Source organism: Candidatus Pseudothioglobus sp. uisw_142, from assembly GCF_059512465.1.
Genome location: NZ_CM183452.1, coordinates 1,180,523 through 1,199,843 on the forward strand (window position 1 = coordinate 1,180,523; position 19,321 = coordinate 1,199,843).

The window sequence follows — 19,321 nt, forward strand, 5'->3', positions numbered from 1 at the left end:
TAATGCAAAACATTGAAATAGAACAATCGATTGAAAATTCAATTAAAGATGCTCTTAAGCAAAATAACGCAACTTTGGTTGCTCATTACTACGTAAGCTCTGATCTTCAGACCTTGGCTGAAGAAACAGGAGGTATTGTCTCGGACTCTCTTGAAATGGCAAGATTTGGTCAGAATAGTGATGCTGGTACTATTATTGTTGCAGGAGTTAAATTTATGGGCGAAACTGCCAAAATTTTATCTCCTGAAAAGCGTGTTCTGGTTTTAGATACTGAGGCAAACTGCTCACTAGATTTATCATGTCCAATTGACGAATTTTCAAAATTTTGTGATCAAAACTCTGATCATGTCGTTGTTGTCTACGCAAACACTTCTGCAGAAGTAAAGGCCAGAGCGGACTGGGTTGTAACTTCTGGTAGCGCTCTAAAAGTGGTCCAAAAGTTACACGATGAAGGGAAAAAAGTTCTCTGGGCCCCAGATAAACACCTAGGTCACTATGTGCAATCGATGACAGGTGTTGAGATGCTCATGTGGGATGGAGCTTGTATTGTTCACGAAGCATTCAAAGCCGAGGGGATTGAAAGACTTAAAGAAATCCATCCTGAAGCTGGTATATTGGTCCATCCTGAATCGCCCAAAGAGGTTATCGCACTTGCTGATGTTGTGGGATCAACAACTCAGCTCATCAATGCTGCTGCATCAAGGCCTGAAAATACCTTTATAGTTGCAACTGATAACGGAATTTTCCATAAAATGAAAGAGGTAGCACCTCACAAAAAATTTATTGAAGCCCCAACTATGGGAGAGGGAGCTGATTGTGAGTCATGTGCTCACTGTGGCTGGATGGCAATGAATAACCTTGAAAAATGCTTAGATACTTTAAATACTGGTAATAATGAAATCCTCATCAATAATCAAATTATTGATAAAGCAAAAAATTCAATTCAGCGCCTTCTGGACTTTACTAAGTAACTATAGGAGAAACTTTAAGAAAATGGCAGGACATAGCAAATGGCACAATATTCAACACAGAAAAGGTGCACAAGATGCTAAGCGTGGAAAAATCTTCACCAAGCTCATTAAAGAAATTGTTGTAGCGGCAAAAATGGGTGGCGGGGTCCTAGAAAATAATCCCTCTCTTCGTGCTGTAATAGACAAAGCTCTAGCAGCAAATATGAAAAGAGATACCATTGAAAATGCTGTGAAGCGAGGCTCAGGCGATTTAGATGGTGAAAACTATGAAGAAATTCGCTACGAAGGCTATGGCCTTGGTGGAACTGCCATTATGGTAGATTGTCTGACTGATAACAAAAACCGTACCGTTTCTGATGTTAGGCATGCATTCAGTAAACACGGTGGAAACCTTGGAACAGATGGCTCTGTCTCCTACATGTTCTCCAAACAAGGTTTTATAAGCTTTGGTTCTGGGGATGAGGACACAATTATGGAAATTGCAATTGAATCAGGAGCAGAAGATATTATCTCTAATGAAGATGGGTCAATTGATGTTGTGACGACTCCAGAGAATTTTTTTCCAGTTAAAGATGCATTAATTGCTAAAAACCTTATACCTGATCATTCACAGATCACTATGGAGCCAGCTAATAGAATCGAACTAAATCTTGAAGATGCAGATAAATTTATGAAGCTAATTGATAGACTTGAAGATCTTGATGATACTCAGGAAGTCTATCATAATGCTGATATTTCAGACGAAATACTGTCTGAACTATGATCGCTTTTCATACTGGAATTCAAGCACTTAGAAATTTTAAAGTAAAAGCACTTAATAAAAAAATTAGTGCCCTAATCCCTAACATTGAGCTAATCTCTTCTGAATATATTCACTTTATTGAATCAAAAAATGATCTCAACACTTCAACCAGATCTTCTCTTGATAAACTCTTAAATTATGCTCCAAAAGCGAATCTACTAAACTCAAACTTCCAAATTACAATTACACCGAGAATAGGAACTATTTCACCTTGGTCCTCTAAAGCATCCGAAATATGCAAACTTTGTGGATTACTGGATATCAAAAGACTAGAACGAGGCATAACTTATCATTTCACCCGAAGCACTAATGACAAAGAATTAAAAACTATCCTTGAATTTGTGATGGACAAAATGACTGAATCCTATCTTGAAAATATTGAGGATTCAAAATTATTATTTAATGAACTTCAGCCCAGAAACTTTAAAAGTATAGATATTCTTAAAAATGGAAAATTAGCAATTATTAAGGCTAATACTGAACTTGGACTTGCATTAAGTGAAAGTGAAATTAATTATCTATTTGATAGCTTTAAAGGCTTACAAAGAAACCCTAGAGATATCGAGTTAATGATGTTTGCTCAAGCAAACTCTGAACACTGCAGACATAAAATCTTTAATGCTGACTGGACAATTGACTCTGAAAAACAGGCGATTTCACTTTTTGGTATGATTAAAAATACTTATTATCAAAATCCTGATGGCCTTTTATCAGTCTACAGCGATAACTCTGCAGTTATGAGTGGCTATAAATCAGACTTCTTCGAGCCTGATGATGAAGGTATCTATAAGACATCAAATGCTGAAAAAGCAGTCCTTATGAAAGTTGAAACACACAACCACCCTACTGCGATTGCTCCAGATGCTGGAGCAGCAACCGGTTCTGGGGGTGAAATTAGGGACGAAGGGGCAACCGGTAGAGGTTCTAAACCAAAAGCTGGTCTATGCGGCTTCTCAGTGTCAAATTTAAAGATACCTAATTCAACTCAGGACTGGGAAAAGGATTATGGAAAGCCAAACCATATAGCATCTGCTCTTGATATTATGATTGATGCACCAATTGGCGCCGCATCTTTTAACAACGAATTTGGAAGGCCCAATACTTGTGGGTACTTTAGAACCTATGAGCAGCGATCTTATAATGAAGAAGTAAGAGGCTACCATAAGCCAATCATGCTCGCAGGCGGTATCGGAAATATTAAAGAGAACCATGTTGATAAAGGTGCAATCTCGAATGGAGACAAGATTATTGTCCTTGGAGGGCCTGCGATGCTTATTGGTCTTGGCGGGGGAGCAGCCTCAAGTGTAGGAAGTGGTGATCAAAATGAAGATCTCGATTTTGCTTCTGTTCAAAGAGCCAACCCAGAAATGCAAAGACGCGCTCAAGAAGTAATCAGCGCTTGTACCAATTTGGGTGATGCAAATCCAATTGTATCAATCCATGACATTGGAGCTGGCGGCCTTTCAAATGGAATACCTGAACTGGTAAATGACTCAAAAAAAGGTGCAAAGCTCCAATTAAGGTCAATACCCAATGACGAAAAAAAAATGTCACCTTTAGAAATATGGTGTAATGAATCTCAAGAAAGGTACGTCATTGCAATTAAGGAAAAAAGTATCGATCTGTTTCATGAGATTTGCGTTAAAGAGAGAGCACCTTTCGCAGTTCTTGGAAATGCAACGAATGACAGACATTTAACGCTTGAAGATTCATATTTTGATAATAAACCTATCGATCTAGAGATGTCGATCCTCTTTGGATCATCGCCTAAAACCCATAAAGATGTTGCTACCCTGCCTAATGCTGAAACAGCTTTTAATGCGAGCAATGTTTCTGTAAGTGATGCCATTAATCGGTTACTAGCACTTCCTACAATAGCGAGTAAAAAATTTTTAATTACAATTGCAGATCGATCAGTGACCGGCCTGATTGCAAGGGACCAAATGATTGGGCCTTGGCAAGTACCGGTAGCAGATTGCGCTATATCACTCTCAGATTTCACTGGCTATCATGGTGAGGCAATGTCTATTGGTGAGAAAACACCACTATCTCTTATCAATGCAGCTGCAGCAGCAAGAATGAGTGTTGGAGAGGCGCTGACTAATCTAATAAGTGCATACATTGAGGATATTAAACACATTAACTTATCTGCAAACTGGATGTGTGCCAGTGGGCATCCGGGTGAAGATGCAAAACTTTATGAGGCAGTTAAATCAATTGGAATGGAGCTTTGTCCTGAACTCGGATTAACTATTCCTGTTGGAAAAGACTCTATGTCCATGAAAAGCTCTTGGAATGAGAACGGGGAGAATAAATCAGTTACAGCTCCTCTGTCACTTATTATTAGTGCCTTCTCAAAAACACCTGATACCAGACAGCAAATTACACCTTTACTTGCTAATGAAATAGAGTCAGAACTTTTTTTAGTAGATCTTGGATTAGGAAAAAATAGAATGGGTGGATCGTGCTTAGCTCAAGTATTTAACCAAATTGGAAATGATGCCCCAGATCTTGATGACCCAAAAATTTTCTCTCAATTCTTTTCATTAATCAACACATTCAACAAAGAGAATTTAATTACTGCTTATCACGATCGATCTGATGGTGGCGCCTTAATATCTCTATTAGAGATGGCATTTGCGTCTCATTGTGGTTTAGATATTTATACTTCAGATCTCTTACCTGAACTATTTAATGAGGAACTGGGATGCATCATTCAAATTCCAACAACTAACATCAATAGAGTTCTTGACTCTCTAAAAGATATTGGACTCAAAAACTCAACCAAACGAATTGCTAGAATTAATTTAAACGATGAAATTGTAATCTATCATGAAAATGATATCGTTTTTCAAGACAAGAGAAAAAATCTTTATAAAAAGTGGTCTTCAACCTCATACGAAATTGCAAAATTAAGGGACAACCCAGAATGCGTTGAATCTGAAAATATTGAAATCCTTAAGGACTCAAGTGGTCTCAAAGTTCATCCAACATTCGATCTCAATGAATCTATTATTGCTCCCTATATAAATTTTGGTACAAAGCCAAAAATTGCTATCCTAAGAGAGCAAGGAATTAATGGGCATATTGAAATGGCAGCTGCTTTTACTCAGGCTGGCTTTGAAGCAACTGATGTTCATATGAGTCAGATTCTTTCTGGAAAAATATCCTTATCCAGCTTTAAGGGTTTGGCCGCTTGTGGAGGATTTTCCTATGGAGATGTTTTAGGTGCTGGAAGAGGCTGGGCAAATTCGATTCTTTTAAACAGCCTGGCCAAAGATGAGTTTTCTGAATATTTTTTAAGATCTGATAGTTTCACTTTGGGGGTTTGTAATGGCTGCCAAATGATTTCTAATCTTCAATCAATCATTCCAGGCTCAACAGCTTGGCCTTCCTTTGAGAAAAACACATCAGAACAATTTGAGGCACGTCTTACAGGCGTCAAAATTAGTAATTCGAAATCTATATTCTTTAGTGGAATGGAAGGCTCAATCATGCCTATAGCAATTGCACATGGAGAGGGTAAAGCTAGATTTGACTCTAAAACTAAAATTACTAGTATTGCTATGCAGTATGTTGACTATTCTGGAGATCCATCTAAAGTATATCCACACAATCCTAATGGCTCTGAAAACTCTGCAGCAGGCATTTGTGATGAATCTGGCAGAATTACAATCATGATGCCCCACCCTGAAAGAGTTTTTCGAACAGTTCAAAACTCTTGGCATCCAAATGAATGGCAAGAGAGATCGCCGTGGCTTAGAATGTTTGAAAACGCCAGGAAATGGATTGACTAAATATAGCTATAGAGGCCCTTATCCAAATGACGCCTTATAAGGTTATCAGGAGCAATAGAAGAACCCTAAGTATTTCAATTAATGAAAATGCTGAATTGATTGTGCGAGCCCCTCATCTACTTTCAATAAATAAAATTCATGACTTTATTAATGAAAAGAAAAAATGGGTCACCAAGCAACAAAAGATTATCAATAATCGTTTAAGTGATAGCGCCTTTGATAAAGATATGGCTTTAATGTTAGGATCCTTATATCCCATTAAAATAAAAACGGATCAATCCGAAAAATTAACTTTCAATGGTGAAGAATTTTTAGTGTGTTCAAGTGATCAAGAGTTGATTCACTCATCTCTAAAGAAATGGTACAAAAAAAAATTTAGAGAGGTTGCTATTCCAAGGCTTACTTATTTTGCCGATCAATATAATTTATCTGTAAACCAAGTTCGAATCAAAGAGCAGAGAACATTGTGGGGCTCTTGCTCATCCAGGAATAATATTAATCTAAACTACCTGTTAATTATGGCTCCCATGAACGTCATTGACTATGTCATTATTCATGAACTAGCACACACAATTCACAGGAATCATTCATCTCATTTTTGGAAAACTGTTGAATCAATGATGCCTAACTTCAAAGAAGCTAAAACTTGGCTAAAGGATTACGGCTACAAACTAAGAAAACTTTAATTTAATTAGCTATTGTATTTTTCAACAGCCTCTTGCATAGCATCCTTAAGGGTATCCTGCTCAGCCATTTCAATAATAATATCACCGCCGCCCACTAATTCAGAGTTGAAATAGATTTGGGGAAATGTAGGCCAATCAGCAAAGTCTGGGAGACTTTGAAAAACTTCTTGATCTTCAAAAATATTAACGTAAGCAAACTCAACTCCAGTTGATGCTAAAGTTTGAGATGCACGTGCAGAAAATCCACACTGAGGAAACTGTGGTGTTCCTTTCATATAAATAACAATTGCAGCGCTATCGACTTGCTTTTGAATTTTTTCTAATACTTCCAATTTATTGCTCCGATTTTTTTCTGCTATTTTAATCTAGTATTATAAATACTGCAAAGATACATAAAATAATTATTGCTTAATTGCTTGGGAAATAACATATTTTTGACCCTGTTTAATTTTTTTATAATTTCCAAAAACTGATTTAAAATTATTTTTTATAAAGTCCTTAAGACCATTAATGGTCACAACAGTTATTGACCCCCCTGGCTGCAGCGCATCAAATGCATCATAAAGAATAATTGAAAGCTGCTCTCTTCCGACTTTGGCAGGAATATTTGAAATGATTTGATTAAATTTTATATCATTTGGTACTTGCAAAAATGCATCAGAAAGATAGGCCTTAGCATTGCTAACATTATTAATCTTTGCATTGTATTTTGAAAGTTCAACCGCCACAAAGTCCTTATCTACCATATGAACTTTTCCCTTGTGACACTGCCTAGCCAATGCAAGACCAATTGGTCCATAACCACACCCTAAATCAAGACAAATGTCATTTTCATTGGCGCTAATATACTTCATCAGAAGAAGCGTACCATCATCAATCGATCGGGGGCTAAAAACCCCCCACCGAGTGTGTAGCTTAAATCTAGAATTTAACAGCTCCACATCTAAAACAATATCTTTCTTAAGTTGGGCAATATCTTTTCTATCAAACATTTGAATAACTATCTCTTATTTAAAAAATGTATTTATAAAATTATCTATGTTTTTTGTTGAGTGTGATTAGCATCATCACCAATATGAACCTCACCTCTTTTCTTGGCAATTTGGACCTGCTTCTCTCTTTCTCGGTATCTACCTACTTGTTCAATGTTTTTTGTCCCATAACATCTTGGGCAGGATGTGCCCTTCTCATAGTGAGGGTGTTTTGTATCTTCTTCAGTGATAGGAAACCGACATGCATGACATTGATCATATTTACCTTGCTCAAGGTTATGCTTAACAGCTACTCTATCATCAAATACAAAGCATTCACCTTCCCAAAGACTCTCTTCCTCTTTAACCTCTTCCAAGTATTTAAGAATCCCACCCTGAAGATGAAAAACATTTTCAAAACCCTCAGACTTTAAATAGGCTGTAGATTTTTCACAGCGAATTCCGCCGGTACAAAACATGGCAATTTTTTTGTCTTGATATTGCTTTAGACTATTTTTTGTAAAACTTGGAAACTCCCTAAAAGTTTCAGTATTTGGGTTAATAGCACCCTTGAAGCTTCCAATTTCATACTCATAATTATTCCTTGTATCAATTAGTATAACATCAGGATCATTGATTAAATTATTCCAGTCTTTTGGCTTAATATAAGTTCCTACAGAATGATTAGGATCAATTTCTGAAAGACCCATGGTAACTATTTCTTTTTTTAGTTTGACTTTAAGTCTCTTAAATGGTGGTTTTTTGCTATATGAAAATTTATATTCCAATTCAAGAAATCTATCATCAGTTTGAAGGTAATCAAGAACTTTTTCAACACTATCTTTACCCCCTGAAATGGTTCCATTTATGCCTTCTCTTGCAAGCAGTAGAGTTCCTTTAACACTTAAAGCATCTAAAAATGACTTCAGTGGAGCCTGGATATCCTCAAAATCATCTAGCCGAGTAAACTTGTATAAAGCGCAAATAGCGTACATATTTCAAGATAACCCTACAAAAAATGTTAATTTTACTAGTAGCCGAAAGTAATTTAAGTTTATTTAGACTTCTCATAAACATTAAAACTCTATTAGGGCTCCACTATTATCAATACTGACAAGTGTATAATTCGACTCTTTTCTCTGCTATTTAATTAAGTTTTTTACGAAGTCGAATGATCTTAAATCACATTCATAATCCTAGCGATATCAAAAAACTAGATATTAATGAACTTAATTCTCTTGCAGAAGAAATTAAGTTATTCTTAATTGAGAGCATTGAAAAGACAGGTGGACATTTAAGTTCGAACCTTGGAACAATTGAATTGACTTTGGCAATGCATTATGTTTTTGACAGCCCTGATGATACTTTCGTCTGGGATGTGGGTCATCAGGCATACACTCATAAAATATTAACAGGTCGCAAAGATCTAATGTCAACTCTTCGTCAAAAAGATGGCTTATCTGGTTTTACAAAGCGAAGTGAAAGTGAGCATGATGTCTTCGGCGCTGGTCATTCCTCAACCTCCATTAGTGCGGCCCTCGGAATTGCTATGGCAAATAAACTCAATAATAATTCAGACACCTCAATAGCTGTCATTGGAGATGGCGCGCTAACGGGTGGCATGTCATTTGAAGCTATGAATCATGCTGGAGATACAGATGCCAACCTGCTCATCATTCTCAATGATAACGATATGTCCATCTCCAAAAATGTGGGTGCACTAAGCAAATATTTAACGCGTCTTATTTCTGGAAAGATATACTCAACTATGAAATCTAAATCGCTTGAATTCCTTGAAAGGCTTCCACGTATTCAAAAGTTTGCAAAACGATCTGAGGAGCATTTAAAAGGAATGATCTTGCCAGGCACTCTTTTTGAAGAATTAGGAATAGATTACTTTGGCCCAATTGATGGACATGATATTTCCATATTAGTCAAAACTCTAGAAAATCTTAAAAATCTTAAAAAACCCAGAATACTTCACATCATTACAAAAAAAGGTCATGGCTTGGAAGCTGCAGAAGAAAATCCACTAAAATTTCATGGTATATCGCCGCCATCATTATCAAGTAATAACTTTCCAAGCTATAGTAGCGTTTTTGGAAAATGGCTTTGTGATACTGCTAAGGATGATCAAAGTCTTATTGGAATAACCCCAGCAATGTCAGAAGGGTCTGGAATGGTTGAATTTGCAAATAGCTTTCCGGAACGTTTTGTAGATGTTGCCATTGCAGAGCAGCATGCAGTTACTCTGGCTGGTGGAATTGCAACTAAAGGACTAAAACCTGTAGTTGCAATTTATTCAACATTTTTACAGCGCGGCTATGACCAATTTATTCACGACATTGCTCTACAAAATTTAAATGTTACGTTTGCAATTGATCGAGCAGGACTAGTTGGTGCAGATGGTGCAACCCATGCAGGTATTTATGATTTGAGTTTTTTAAGATGTATCCCTAACATTATTATTATTGCACCCAGTTCGTCATTGGAAATGTATAAAGCGCTTAATTTTGCTCATAATTTTGATGGGCCAGTTTGTGTGAGATTTCCAAGAGGAAAATCTGAGATTTTGGAATTTGTTTCATCCTCAACAATTGAGCTTGGGAAAGGAAATATAGTTAAAACTGGAAAAGATACTGCTATTTTTGCTTTTGGAAATATGCTTGAAATTGCGCTTGAAGCTTCTGAAAAAATTAATGCTACAGTTGTTGATATGAGGTTTGTTAAGCCCTTAGATAAAGCTTTAATTATTGAGATTGCAAATAACTCTAAAGTACTTATCTCTATTGAAGATAATACTGTCAATGGTGGTGCAGGTAGCGCCATTAATGAACTATTACAGGAAAATAACATTAATACGCCTTTGAAAATTCTTGGCGTCCCTGATAAGGTTACAGAGCATGGCTCCCAATCTGAGCTTTATGAGCTTTACGGACTCACATCAGAAAATATTATTAATGTGTCTAAAAATAAATGAAAGAGACATTAAAAAAATATAGCCCAAAGCGAGAAAATGTTAATTTAGGTTGGCTCAATAAGCACTTGGCTGATCCAGAGTTGTGGAAATGGAATAAAAGGACTATTGCCAAAGCTTTTGCTATTGGATTTTTTTGTGCCTTCCTTCCTATTCCAGGGCATACTCTATTGGGAGCAGTTCTTGCAGTTATATTTTCAGCAAACATCTTACTTTCAATGCTCTTGGTTTGGGTGAATAACCCAATCACCATGGTTCCCATTTATTATTTCACTTATAAATTGGGTGCTTCAATTATGGAGATTGAAATGGATCCAGGCTTTGAATTTTCATTTTCATACCTAATGGATAACTTTGGAAGCGCTACTCTGGCTTTGTGGGTTGGAGGAATAATAACTTCTACAATTACAGCAATACTTGGCTATTTTGCAATTATTACTATCTATAAATATAGGGCAATTAAAAGAGCTAAACGTTGGAAATAGGAATTCGCCTTCTTATCTGCGCTTCAAGGGTATCGACTAATGAATCATTAGTAACCTTACTGTGAGTCTTTCCATCAATATAGAGAAGGTTTGGAGAGCCTCCCGTTAGGCCTACACCAACCTCTTTTGCCTCTCCTGGGCCATTAACGACGCAACCAATAACTGCTACATCAATCGACTCAGTAATATCTTCAAGGCGAGATTCAAGTTCATTGACAACTGAAATGACATCAAACTTTTGCCTAGAGCATGATGGGCAGGCAATTAAATTAACGCCTTTTTTTCTTAAATGAAGTGACTTTAAAATATCAAAGCCAACCTTGATCTCATCAACTGGATCAGAAGCAAGTGAAACTCGAATAGTATCTCCAATCCCCTCACTCAGAAGTAATCCCATGCCAATTGAAGACTTGACAGCACCGGAACGAAAAGAGCCGGCTTCAGTTATACCTAGATGAAGTGGGTTATCAATTTGCGAAGCTAATTGACGATAGGCGAACACAGTCATAAAAACCTCTGAGGCCTTTAATGAAACCTTATAGTTATCAAAATTCAGTCTATCAAGAATATCAATATGTCTAAATGCCGACTCAACCATTGCCTCAGGTGTCGGCTCCGTATATTTTTTTTGTAGATCTTTTTCAAGTGAGCCAGCATTAACTCCTATTCTAATTGGTATTCCATTATCTTTTGCTGAAGCAACAACCTCCTTAATTCGATCCTCTTTCCCAATATTCCCTGGATTTATTCTTAAGCAATCAGCGCCATACCCTGCAACTTTTAAAGCAATCTTATAATCAAAATGAATGTCAGTGATTAAAGGAATATTGACACGCTTCTTTATTTTTTTGAATGCCTCTGCTGCATCCATAGTTGGAATCGACACCCTAACTAAATCAGCCCCAGCGTTCTCAAGAGAAAGTATTTGATTCACTGTAGAATCTACATCACATGTATCAGTATTAGTCATGCTCTGCACACTGATTGGAGAATCTCCTCCAATAGCAACATTTCCCACAAATATTTGCTTAGATAATCTTCGATTAATTTTGTGTATTTGCTTCATAATTACTAATTACTTCATCCAGACTTTCGCTATTATTAATAGTTGTTTCAGAAATCGATTCGTCAACTTGATTGACTGAACCTAATTGATTTTTTAATAAAGAAACAGGTTCGCTATCCTCAATCGGCCTACTGATGATAATTGAACTGGAGCTTCCCTCTGACAACTCTAAATCCTGAAAATAATACCACATGCCTAATAGAATTATAAATAACAAAACAACCCAGAAGAGTTTTCCTTTAAGTTGTTTTTTCTTTTTAGGATAGTAATCTATTCCGCTCAGCATTTCTTCTGCTCTTGTCTAAGACTTTTCCAGCCAACTGGCCACATGCGGCATCAACATCATCACCTCTTGTTCTTCTTGTGGTCGTTCTTATACCAGCTTTAAAGAGGACATCTTGAAACTTGTCGATAGTTGAAGGGCTTGATGTTTTGTATTGAGACTCTGGAAAAGGGTTAAAGGGAATTAAATTAACTTTTGCTGATTCACTCTCAAACCAGTAATTTAAAAGCTTTGAAAGGGATTTAGCCTGCTCAATAGAATCATTGACTCCATCAAGCATGACATACTCAAATAATATATGCCTTTCTTGAGTTCCAGCTTTTAGGTAATAATGGCATGCCTTCATAAGCTCTTTTATAGGATATTTTTGATTGATGGGGACCAATATATCTCTAAGTATATCATCGGGTGCATGTAAAGAAATAGCCAAGCTAACCGGAACAGTGTCTGACATTCTTATGAGTGCAGGCACAATTCCTGATGATGAGACAGTTACTTTTCTCCTTGAAAGGCCAAATGCCCAATCATCCAAAAGAATTTCACACGCATCATAAACCGGAGATTCGTTAAGAAGAGGCTCCCCCATTCCCATAAAAACAACATTAGTGATTCTACTATTATTTGACTCAAGATAGTTTTTAGCTAACAAGACTTGAGCGATGATCTCGTGATTTTTGAGGTTACGATTAAAGCCCTGATAGCCAGTTGAACAGAAAGTGCAAGCCAATGAACATCCAACCTGCGAAGAGATACACAAAGTCCCTCTATCCTTTTGAGGTATGAATACACTTTCAATATGATTGTCTTCACCAAGCTTTATAACCCACTTAACTACCCCGTCCTTAGAGTGATTCAAGGAGACAATCTCAGGCATATTTATTGAGGCGATTGAGTCAAGTTTTTTTCTTAAATCTTTAGAAAAGTTATGCATATCATCAAAGTCGGTAACACCTTGATGATAAATCCACTGCATAATTTGTTTAGTGCGAAAGGGTTTCTCATTTAAATCAGAAAAAAACTTCTTAAGCTTACTTTGCGTAAGCCCTAGAAGGTTTTGTTTTTCTAACATAAGACAATATCCTTCTTTTATCTATCTAGTTCTTGGACAAACACCATCATCGCCAAAGAAATATGCAATTTCAATTGCTGCATTTTCCTGAGAATCAGAACCATGAACTGCATTTTCATCCAAGGACTCTGCAAAGTCAGCTCTTATTGTTCCTGCGTCCGCCTCTTTTGGGTTAGTAGCTCCCATTATTTCACGATGCTTTGCAACAGCATTTTCACCCTCAAGAACTTGGATCATCACTGGACCAGATGTCATAAAACTTACTAGGTCATTAAAGAAAGGTCTGTCTTGATGAACGGCATAGAATCCACCAGCCATTTCATCATCCAGGTGAATCATTTTTGATGCAACAATTTTAAAACCAGCACTTTCAAAGCGTGAATAAATTTGGCCAATTACATTTTTAGCTACAGCATCCGGTTTAATTATAGATAGAGTTTGTTCCATGGATAAATCCCCAATTATTTAAAAAGGCAATATTTTACCATGCTAATGTAGATTTCTTTTAATTACAGAGAAAATTGAAAGCTCTTGTTATTAATGTAAAAATTAATCAAAATTAGCTTTTTTTATTGATTTCACTCGTCTGAAATTATCATAAAAATCAAAGCCTCTAAAGTAGGCACTGGCAATTGGCAAAAACCATGGCTTTCCAAAGTAGTACGGCCTTGTTTCTAGGGGCGTTTGTTCAAAAACAGACACTCTTTGATCTGGATTTAATATTTTAAGTGCGGCTTTATGACCCAAATAGGGGGCCATTGCAACGCCATTTCCACAGTACCCAAGTGCAGAATATATGCCATTTTTTGAGCTAAGATTTGGAAGCTGACTAAAACTAAAGCCAGTAAATCCTGTCCAGCAATGACTAATGTCAACATCCTTCAAAGAGGGAAAAATTTCAGACAGCATTTTCTTAAGCGTTGGCAGAGCGTCTTCAGCACTCATTGCGTGCATTGCAGCTCGGGTACCCAGCATAATTCTTTTTCCACAAGGAGTGGCTCGATAGTAACAATAACGCTTACGAGTCTCCACCATACAATGGCCTCCCGGTAACAACGATTTCACTCTATCCTCACCAATATCAACAGTTGTAATAATAAAGCTTGGAACTGGCAACACACGCCTAGATAAATACTTTGAAAGATTAGAGCGCGTGTATCCATTTGTTGCCATTAATACGTCTCTGCATTCAATAGAGGTGTCATCAGTATTAACTGTAAACAAAAGTTCATTTGATTTTGATTTTTTAATAATTTTAGTTACAGGTCTACTTCCATAAACCATTGCACCTGCATTAATTGCAAGTTTCAATAATCCATAATGAAATTTACGAGGTTGGACCGCTCCATGGTCTTCATAATACTGCCCTCCAAAATATAAATCAGTTTTAATTGACTTCTTTAGAAGATCTAAATTGATCATTTCAGAATTAAAATCTTCAATATCTTTTAATTTATTTAAATTATTAGACATATCTGTTTGGTTTTGAGGTAGCCATGAGGTTCTGAGTCTTCCACAAATTTGAAGATCACAATCAATCTGATTCTCTTTAATTAAATTAGTCGTATAAGCCAGTGAGGCATTCGCTTCTTTATGAAGATTGGATGCTACCTCTGAGCCATATTTTTGCTGCGCATGATTATTCGAAACTTTATGGCCTGAACCCAACATGCCGCCATTGCGAGTGCTGGCTCCAAATCCAATATCCTCAGCATCCAAAACAATAACTTTTTTACCATTATTTGCCAACGTTAAAGCAGCACTAAGACCTGTATAACCAGCTCCAACAATTACAACATCCGCACTTTGAGGAAGTTCGGTATTGTTTTCAAATCGTGGCTGACCTTCCCACCAATAAGGAGTAAATTTAGTCATACAAAAAAATAATTAAAATGCAGGAGTATCTTAACCTTTTTATGTATAGATTTCTATAAGAAAGGATGTATTAGTTTTGTATATATAAGTATCATAATAAAACAACAAAAAATGTATTTACTATGAAAAACCAACTATTAAATTCTCCGATCACATTTCCAAAGAACCTGCCAGAAGGATATCAGTATCTTGAGGATGAGCCAGTTTATGATCCTAAAAAGCACCTTGCATTAGAGTATCCCAAAGACTCTATTTCATTACATGACCTTGGCTATAGTGCTGAAGAAATTTCTAAGTGTCCAACTGATTTTGCTATTTCTGGTGTTGCCAGACTCTTATCTAATGAAGGCTCAGAAGAATTAATGAAAGTTATACAGAAACTAAAAATATTTTCTTCAAGCGGTGGATCAAGGATTCAGCATATGTTAAGAGGCTGCGTATATCGCTCTCGCTTTCTAAGAGATTTATGTTTATGCCCTGAGGTTAGCAGTTTTATGTCAAAAATTTATGGCATTCCTGTATCCCCTCACTCAATTCCATTGCACCTAGGACACTGTAATTTTGCTCCGGATGATCTAAATCGAGCAGTAGATAGATGGCATACTGATACCATTGGACTTGACTATGTCATGATAGTTTCAGATCCAACCAAGCAAGTGGGAGGTGAATTTCAATACTACATGGGCACCAAAAATGAAGTAGAAAAAATAACAAATAAAGGTGAAAAACTATCTGAAAAAAAAATAAAGAGCCCTCACTTTCCTGGTCCTGGTTACATAGTAGTAATGCAAGGAAATATGGTTGTTCACCGCGGTGCAAAACTCAAAGAACATTTTGATCGAATCACAATGGTTAACGCGTATGTGCCTCTGGAGATTGAATCTGATGATCCTTCTAGATTCTCAGATGTAAAAAGTGTTGACCCACATCAGTTATTATTCCCAGAATGGGCAAAGCATAAGGCTTGGCTTTCAAGAGGAAAACTCAATCGATTAATTGAAGAACTTCCTTTTACTGATGACACTCATCTAATTATTAAAGAGCTCAAAGATGCAATAAAGGATGTAGAAACTGCAATCAATGATCTCAGTAGCAATGAAGATGGGCAACAAAACTATTATGTGGATCTCGACAAATGACTTTACTGAAGAGGCGAAATTGAAAAATTTATAGATAATTTTTTAAAAATAAAAAAAAGGCGCCGTAGGCGCCTTTTTAATGAAACAATATAACTTAATTAGTTACATGCATCCTTCAATGCCTTACCAGCTTTGAATGCTGCCACATTAGAAGCTTTAATTTGAATAGTAGCTCCTGTCTGAGGGTTACGGCCAGTACGAGCTGCACGACTTCTTACAACAAAACTACCAAATCCAGTAAGTTGAACACCATCACCACTTGCCATAGCAGAAGTGATAGCACCAGTAGTAGCATTTAAAGCTCTTGCAGCATCTGCTTTAGAAAGGTTAGCACCTGAAGCGATTGCGTCAATTAATTCTGATTTATTCATTTTAATTCTCTCCAATAAAAGTTTGTTAAAAAAATTAGACAGAGCGGAAGAGGTAACTTTTACACCTTTTTAGGAGGAAAGAATCAAAAGAAACCATCTGCCTCCAACGCTGTATCTAGTAGTTATTGTACTATCAAAAGAAAGTTATTTGAAAAATAATTTAAAAAAAATATTATATTTTATTGATTACTCTCTTTGAGTGCTCTAGCTTTATCCAGTTTCCAGTCCCTATCTTTAATATCTTGACGCTTGTCATGTGCTTTTTTTCCTTTTGCAACTCCAATTTCAAGCTTTACATGACCCCTTGCCCAATATAATTTTAGAGGAACAACAGTTGCTCCTTTTTGCGTAATTTTTTCCCTTAATCTATTAATTTCAAGTCTATTAAGTAGCAGTTTTCTAGTTCTAATTGGGTCACAATCTACATGGCTTGAAGCTGATCTTAATGGAGAAATATGAGCACCAAAAAGAAAGAGCTCATTATTTTTATAAATAACATAGCTTTCTTTAATTTGAACTTTATTCTCTCTAAGGCTTTTAACTTCCCAGCCTAGTAAACTTAGACCTGCCTCTAGACTTTGTTCGATAAAATAGTCATGCCTAGCTTTTTTATTTAAAGCAATAGTATTTGAATTATCTTTTTTATTTTTTGCCATGCATCGTATTTCTAAAAGTGCAATTGTTCCATACACACCTCAGCAAATGTTTGAGCTAGTTAATAATATAGACGACTATTCTCAATTTTTAAACTGGTGTGACTCTTCCTCTATTTTAAATGAATCTGGTAATCAAATCACTGCCTCAGTTCAGATTAATAAAAGTGGCTTTAAACAAACATTTACAACGATCAATACTTTAACTCCATTTCAGTTGATAAAAATGAAACTACTGGATGGCCCTTTCGATGAGCTTTCTGGAGAATGGCGATTTGAATCACTTGGTGAAAATGCTGCAAAGGTCCATCTAGAACTTGAATTTAGCTTTAAATCAATGCTACTCGACATGACAATCTCCCCTGTATTTAAAAGTATTGCCAACTCACAATTAGACGCTTTTGTTGATAGAGCCAAAATTGTTTATGGCTAAAGTTATAGCATTTAATAAACCATTTGGAGTGATATGCCAGTTTAGTGGTGAGGGGGATACATTGGCAAATTATGTCAATATTCCAGATATATATCCAGTGGGTAGACTCGATAAAGACTCCGAGGGCTTGGTCATACTAACTGATGACGGCTATCTTCAAAATCGCGTCTCTGATCCAAAATATAAGAAAATAAAAACCTATGTTGTACAGGTTGAAGGAGAGATAACAGATACTGCAACTTCTGCACTAGAAAAAGGAGTTGAGCTTAAAGATGGAATGACAAAGCCAGCCAGTATTAAAAAAATTGAAGAGCCAGATTGGCTTTGGGATAGATCAAATCCAATTCGAATAAGAAAAAATATACCAACCTCCTGGATTGAAGTCTCGATTAGTGAAGGAAGAAATCGTCAAGTGAGGAGGATGACTGCATGCGTTGGCTTTCCAACTCTAAGATTAATTAGAATAAGCGTTGATCGATGGAAACTAGGTAATATTAAAGTGGGCTCATATGTCTCTTTTTAGACTAGCCCATGATGCTCTAATCTGCAATGATGTGAGTGAAAAAGTAATCTTAGCAAATAAACTTATTCATTATAAGGGTCTGAAAGATGCCCATCCAAAATGCAATATTAAAAAAATTTCAATTCCTGGTCGACCCAAAAAGCCAGCCTTAGTAAATTTTAATGGAGCTCCAAAAAGAGATAAGTCTGAACTAGGCATGATAAAAAATATTCATGCCATTTGTCACATTGAGTTCAATGCAATCAATTTAGCGCTTGATGCAATTTACAGATTTCAAGAGATGCCAATTGAATACTATGATGACTGGATTAAAGTTGCCATTGAGGAATCCTATCATTTTACACTTCTAAGAAAATATCTTGAGAGCCTAGAATATCAATATGGAGATTTCGATGCTCATAATGGCTTATGGCAAATGACAGTTGAAACCGACTATGATGTATTGGCAAGAATGGCGCTAGTTCCAAGGGTTCTTGAAGCAAGAGGACTGGATGTCACTCCGAGCATCAAAAAAAAATTTAGCGGCTCAAAGTACAACGAAATGGTTTCAATATTAGATATTATTTTTGAAGATGAAATTGGGCATGTAAAGATTGGGAACTTTTGGTATCAATATTTATGCAAAAAGAGGAAGATTGATCCAATTAAAACTTTTGACCAGTTAATAAAAAAACATATTGGAACAAATTTACGTGGGCCATTTAATATCGAAGCAAGACTGCTCTCAGACTTCAGTCAAAGTGAATTAGATTATTTAGAGCATCCCGAACTATTAATGATTAAATGAGTTCATCCATAGCCTGATTAGCCAAAAGATCAGCCATATCATTTCCAGGGTCATCACTATGACCTTTAACCCAGTGCCAGTTCACACTGTATTTCTGATTAAGGGTATCTAGTTGCTTCCAAAGCTCAACGTTCTTTACTGGTTTTTTGCCAGATGTTTTCCATCCTTTAGATTTCCAGCCATCAATCCAATCATTTATACCTTGGATAACATACTTAGAATCTGTATATAAATCAATTGATATTTCAGATGCTTTCACTGCCTCCAATGCCTTTATGGCTGCAGTTAATTCCATTTTATTATTGGTTGTATTCAGCTCTGAACCTTTTAATTTTTTATCATGATCTCTATAACGAAGCCATACTCCCCATCCACCAACACCCGGGTTACCTCTACATCCACCATCTGTATAAATTACAATATTTTCCATTAT

At 36.3% G+C, this 19,321-nt stretch carries 21 protein-coding genes; 10 read left to right on the forward strand and 11 right to left on the reverse strand.

Annotation, left to right across the window (positions count from 1 at the left end; translation table 11 throughout):
- Nucleotides 1-2 precede the first annotated feature (2 nt).
- Genes nadA through AC5YGB_RS06070 form a run of 4 tightly spaced genes read left to right on the forward strand, consistent with a single transcriptional unit; the run spans nt 3 to nt 6,256 of the window.
- Nucleotides 3-971: a quinolinate synthase NadA gene (gene nadA / locus AC5YGB_RS06055; protein WP_496136970.1), complete on the forward strand. Its 969-nt coding sequence runs from the start codon at nt 3-5 to the stop codon at nt 969-971.
- A 22-nt stretch (nt 972-993) separates the two neighbouring features.
- Entirely contained in the window at nt 994-1,734 is a 741-nt protein-coding gene (locus AC5YGB_RS06060; protein ID WP_020024512.1) for a YebC/PmpR family DNA-binding transcriptional regulator, read from the forward strand.
- Nucleotides 1,731-5,570, forward strand: a complete 3,840-nt coding sequence (gene purL / locus AC5YGB_RS06065; protein WP_496136971.1) for a phosphoribosylformylglycinamidine synthase — start codon at nt 1,731-1,733, stop codon at nt 5,568-5,570. The genes AC5YGB_RS06060 and purL overlap by 4 nt, the downstream gene beginning before the upstream one ends.
- A gap of 26 nt (nt 5,571-5,596) precedes the next feature.
- A complete protein-coding gene (locus AC5YGB_RS06070) occupies nt 5,597-6,256 on the forward strand; it encodes a YgjP-like metallopeptidase domain-containing protein (protein ID WP_496136972.1) in 660 nt (219 codons plus the stop codon).
- A gap of 5 nt (nt 6,257-6,261) precedes the next feature.
- On the opposite strand, the gene grxD is transcribed toward AC5YGB_RS06070, so the two are convergent.
- The 3 genes from grxD to trhO form a co-directional block, all read right to left on the reverse strand.
- On the reverse strand, nt 6,262-6,588 hold the full coding sequence (grxD, locus tag AC5YGB_RS06075) for a Grx4 family monothiol glutaredoxin (RefSeq protein ID WP_020024515.1): 327 nt from the start codon (nt 6,586-6,588) through the stop codon (nt 6,262-6,264).
- A 69-nt stretch (nt 6,589-6,657) separates the two neighbouring features.
- On the reverse strand, nt 6,658-7,248 hold the full coding sequence (locus AC5YGB_RS06080; protein ID WP_271802923.1) for a class I SAM-dependent methyltransferase: 591 nt from the start codon (nt 7,246-7,248) through the stop codon (nt 6,658-6,660).
- Nucleotides 7,249-7,292: 44 nt separating this feature from the next.
- The gene (trhO, locus tag AC5YGB_RS06085) at nt 7,293-8,222 is read right to left on the reverse strand and encodes an oxygen-dependent tRNA uridine(34) hydroxylase TrhO (protein WP_496136973.1); all 930 of its coding nucleotides are present in this window, start codon (nt 8,220-8,222) and stop codon (nt 7,293-7,295) included.
- Nucleotides 8,223-8,398: 176 nt separating this feature from the next.
- Between trhO and dxs the strand changes: the two genes are divergently transcribed.
- Nucleotides 8,399-10,207: a 1-deoxy-D-xylulose-5-phosphate synthase gene (gene dxs / locus AC5YGB_RS06090; RefSeq protein WP_053819848.1), complete on the forward strand. Its 1,809-nt coding sequence runs from the start codon at nt 8,399-8,401 to the stop codon at nt 10,205-10,207.
- Nucleotides 10,204-10,689: a DUF2062 domain-containing protein gene (locus AC5YGB_RS06095; protein ID WP_496136974.1), complete on the forward strand. Its 486-nt coding sequence runs from the start codon at nt 10,204-10,206 to the stop codon at nt 10,687-10,689. Before dxs ends, AC5YGB_RS06095 begins: the two co-directional genes overlap by 4 nt.
- On the opposite strand, the gene ispG is transcribed toward AC5YGB_RS06095, so the two are convergent.
- The 5 genes from ispG to AC5YGB_RS06120 all read right to left on the reverse strand — a co-directional run bounded on the left by ispG (nt 10,673) and on the right by AC5YGB_RS06120 (nt 14,982).
- Entirely contained in the window at nt 10,673-11,755 is a 1,083-nt protein-coding gene (ispG, locus tag AC5YGB_RS06100) for a flavodoxin-dependent (E)-4-hydroxy-3-methylbut-2-enyl-diphosphate synthase (RefSeq protein WP_496136975.1), read from the reverse strand. The genes AC5YGB_RS06095 and ispG overlap by 17 nt on opposite strands.
- Nucleotides 11,733-12,041, reverse strand: coding sequence for a hypothetical protein (locus AC5YGB_RS06105; RefSeq protein ID WP_020024521.1), 309 nt, complete (start codon nt 12,039-12,041; stop codon nt 11,733-11,735). Before AC5YGB_RS06105 ends, ispG begins: the two co-directional genes overlap by 23 nt.
- The gene (rlmN, locus tag AC5YGB_RS06110) at nt 12,013-13,107 is read right to left on the reverse strand and encodes a dual-specificity RNA methyltransferase RlmN (RefSeq protein WP_496136976.1); all 1,095 of its coding nucleotides are present in this window, start codon (nt 13,105-13,107) and stop codon (nt 12,013-12,015) included. Before rlmN ends, AC5YGB_RS06105 begins: the two co-directional genes overlap by 29 nt.
- Before the next feature lie 21 nt (nt 13,108-13,128).
- Nucleotides 13,129-13,554 carry a nucleoside-diphosphate kinase gene (gene ndk, locus AC5YGB_RS06115; RefSeq protein WP_020026027.1) on the reverse strand — a complete coding sequence of 142 codons (426 nt, stop codon included), beginning with the start codon at nt 13,552-13,554 and terminating at the stop codon, nt 13,129-13,131.
- A 102-nt stretch (nt 13,555-13,656) separates the two neighbouring features.
- Nucleotides 13,657-14,982 carry an FAD-dependent oxidoreductase gene (locus AC5YGB_RS06120; protein WP_496136977.1) on the reverse strand — a complete coding sequence of 442 codons (1,326 nt, stop codon included), beginning with the start codon at nt 14,980-14,982 and terminating at the stop codon, nt 13,657-13,659.
- A gap of 122 nt (nt 14,983-15,104) precedes the next feature.
- Between AC5YGB_RS06120 and AC5YGB_RS06125 the strand changes: the two genes are divergently transcribed.
- Nucleotides 15,105-16,121: a hypothetical protein gene (locus tag AC5YGB_RS06125; RefSeq protein ID WP_496136978.1), complete on the forward strand. Its 1,017-nt coding sequence runs from the start codon at nt 15,105-15,107 to the stop codon at nt 16,119-16,121.
- Between the two features lie 98 nt (nt 16,122-16,219).
- Here the strand turns inward: AC5YGB_RS06125 and AC5YGB_RS06130 are convergent, their stop codons facing one another.
- Nucleotides 16,220-16,492: an HU family DNA-binding protein gene (locus AC5YGB_RS06130; protein WP_026364982.1), complete on the reverse strand. Its 273-nt coding sequence runs from the start codon at nt 16,490-16,492 to the stop codon at nt 16,220-16,222.
- A gap of 179 nt (nt 16,493-16,671) precedes the next feature.
- Nucleotides 16,672-17,148, reverse strand: coding sequence for an SsrA-binding protein SmpB (gene smpB, locus AC5YGB_RS06135; protein WP_020024527.1), 477 nt, complete (start codon nt 17,146-17,148; stop codon nt 16,672-16,674).
- Here smpB and AC5YGB_RS06140 point away from each other — a divergent pair.
- The 3 genes from AC5YGB_RS06140 to AC5YGB_RS06150 are packed head-to-tail and all read left to right on the forward strand — an operon-like array spanning nt 17,147 to nt 18,888.
- Nucleotides 17,147-17,578: an SRPBCC family protein gene (locus AC5YGB_RS06140; RefSeq protein WP_496136979.1), complete on the forward strand. Its 432-nt coding sequence runs from the start codon at nt 17,147-17,149 to the stop codon at nt 17,576-17,578. The two genes, smpB and AC5YGB_RS06140, sit on opposite strands and share 2 nt — an antisense overlap.
- A complete protein-coding gene (locus tag AC5YGB_RS06145) occupies nt 17,571-18,101 on the forward strand; it encodes a pseudouridine synthase (protein ID WP_496136980.1) in 531 nt (176 codons plus the stop codon). The genes AC5YGB_RS06140 and AC5YGB_RS06145 overlap by 8 nt, the downstream gene beginning before the upstream one ends.
- Nucleotides 18,088-18,888, forward strand: a complete 801-nt coding sequence (locus AC5YGB_RS06150) for a DUF455 family protein (protein WP_496136981.1) — start codon at nt 18,088-18,090, stop codon at nt 18,886-18,888. The genes AC5YGB_RS06145 and AC5YGB_RS06150 overlap by 14 nt, the downstream gene beginning before the upstream one ends.
- Here the strand turns inward: AC5YGB_RS06150 and rnhA are convergent.
- Nucleotides 18,881-19,318 (reverse strand): ribonuclease HI, encoded by a 438-nt coding sequence (rnhA, locus tag AC5YGB_RS06155; RefSeq protein WP_020024531.1) that lies wholly within the window; start codon nt 19,316-19,318, stop codon nt 18,881-18,883. The two genes, AC5YGB_RS06150 and rnhA, sit on opposite strands and share 8 nt — an antisense overlap.
- Nucleotides 19,319-19,321: the final 3 nt, after the last annotated feature.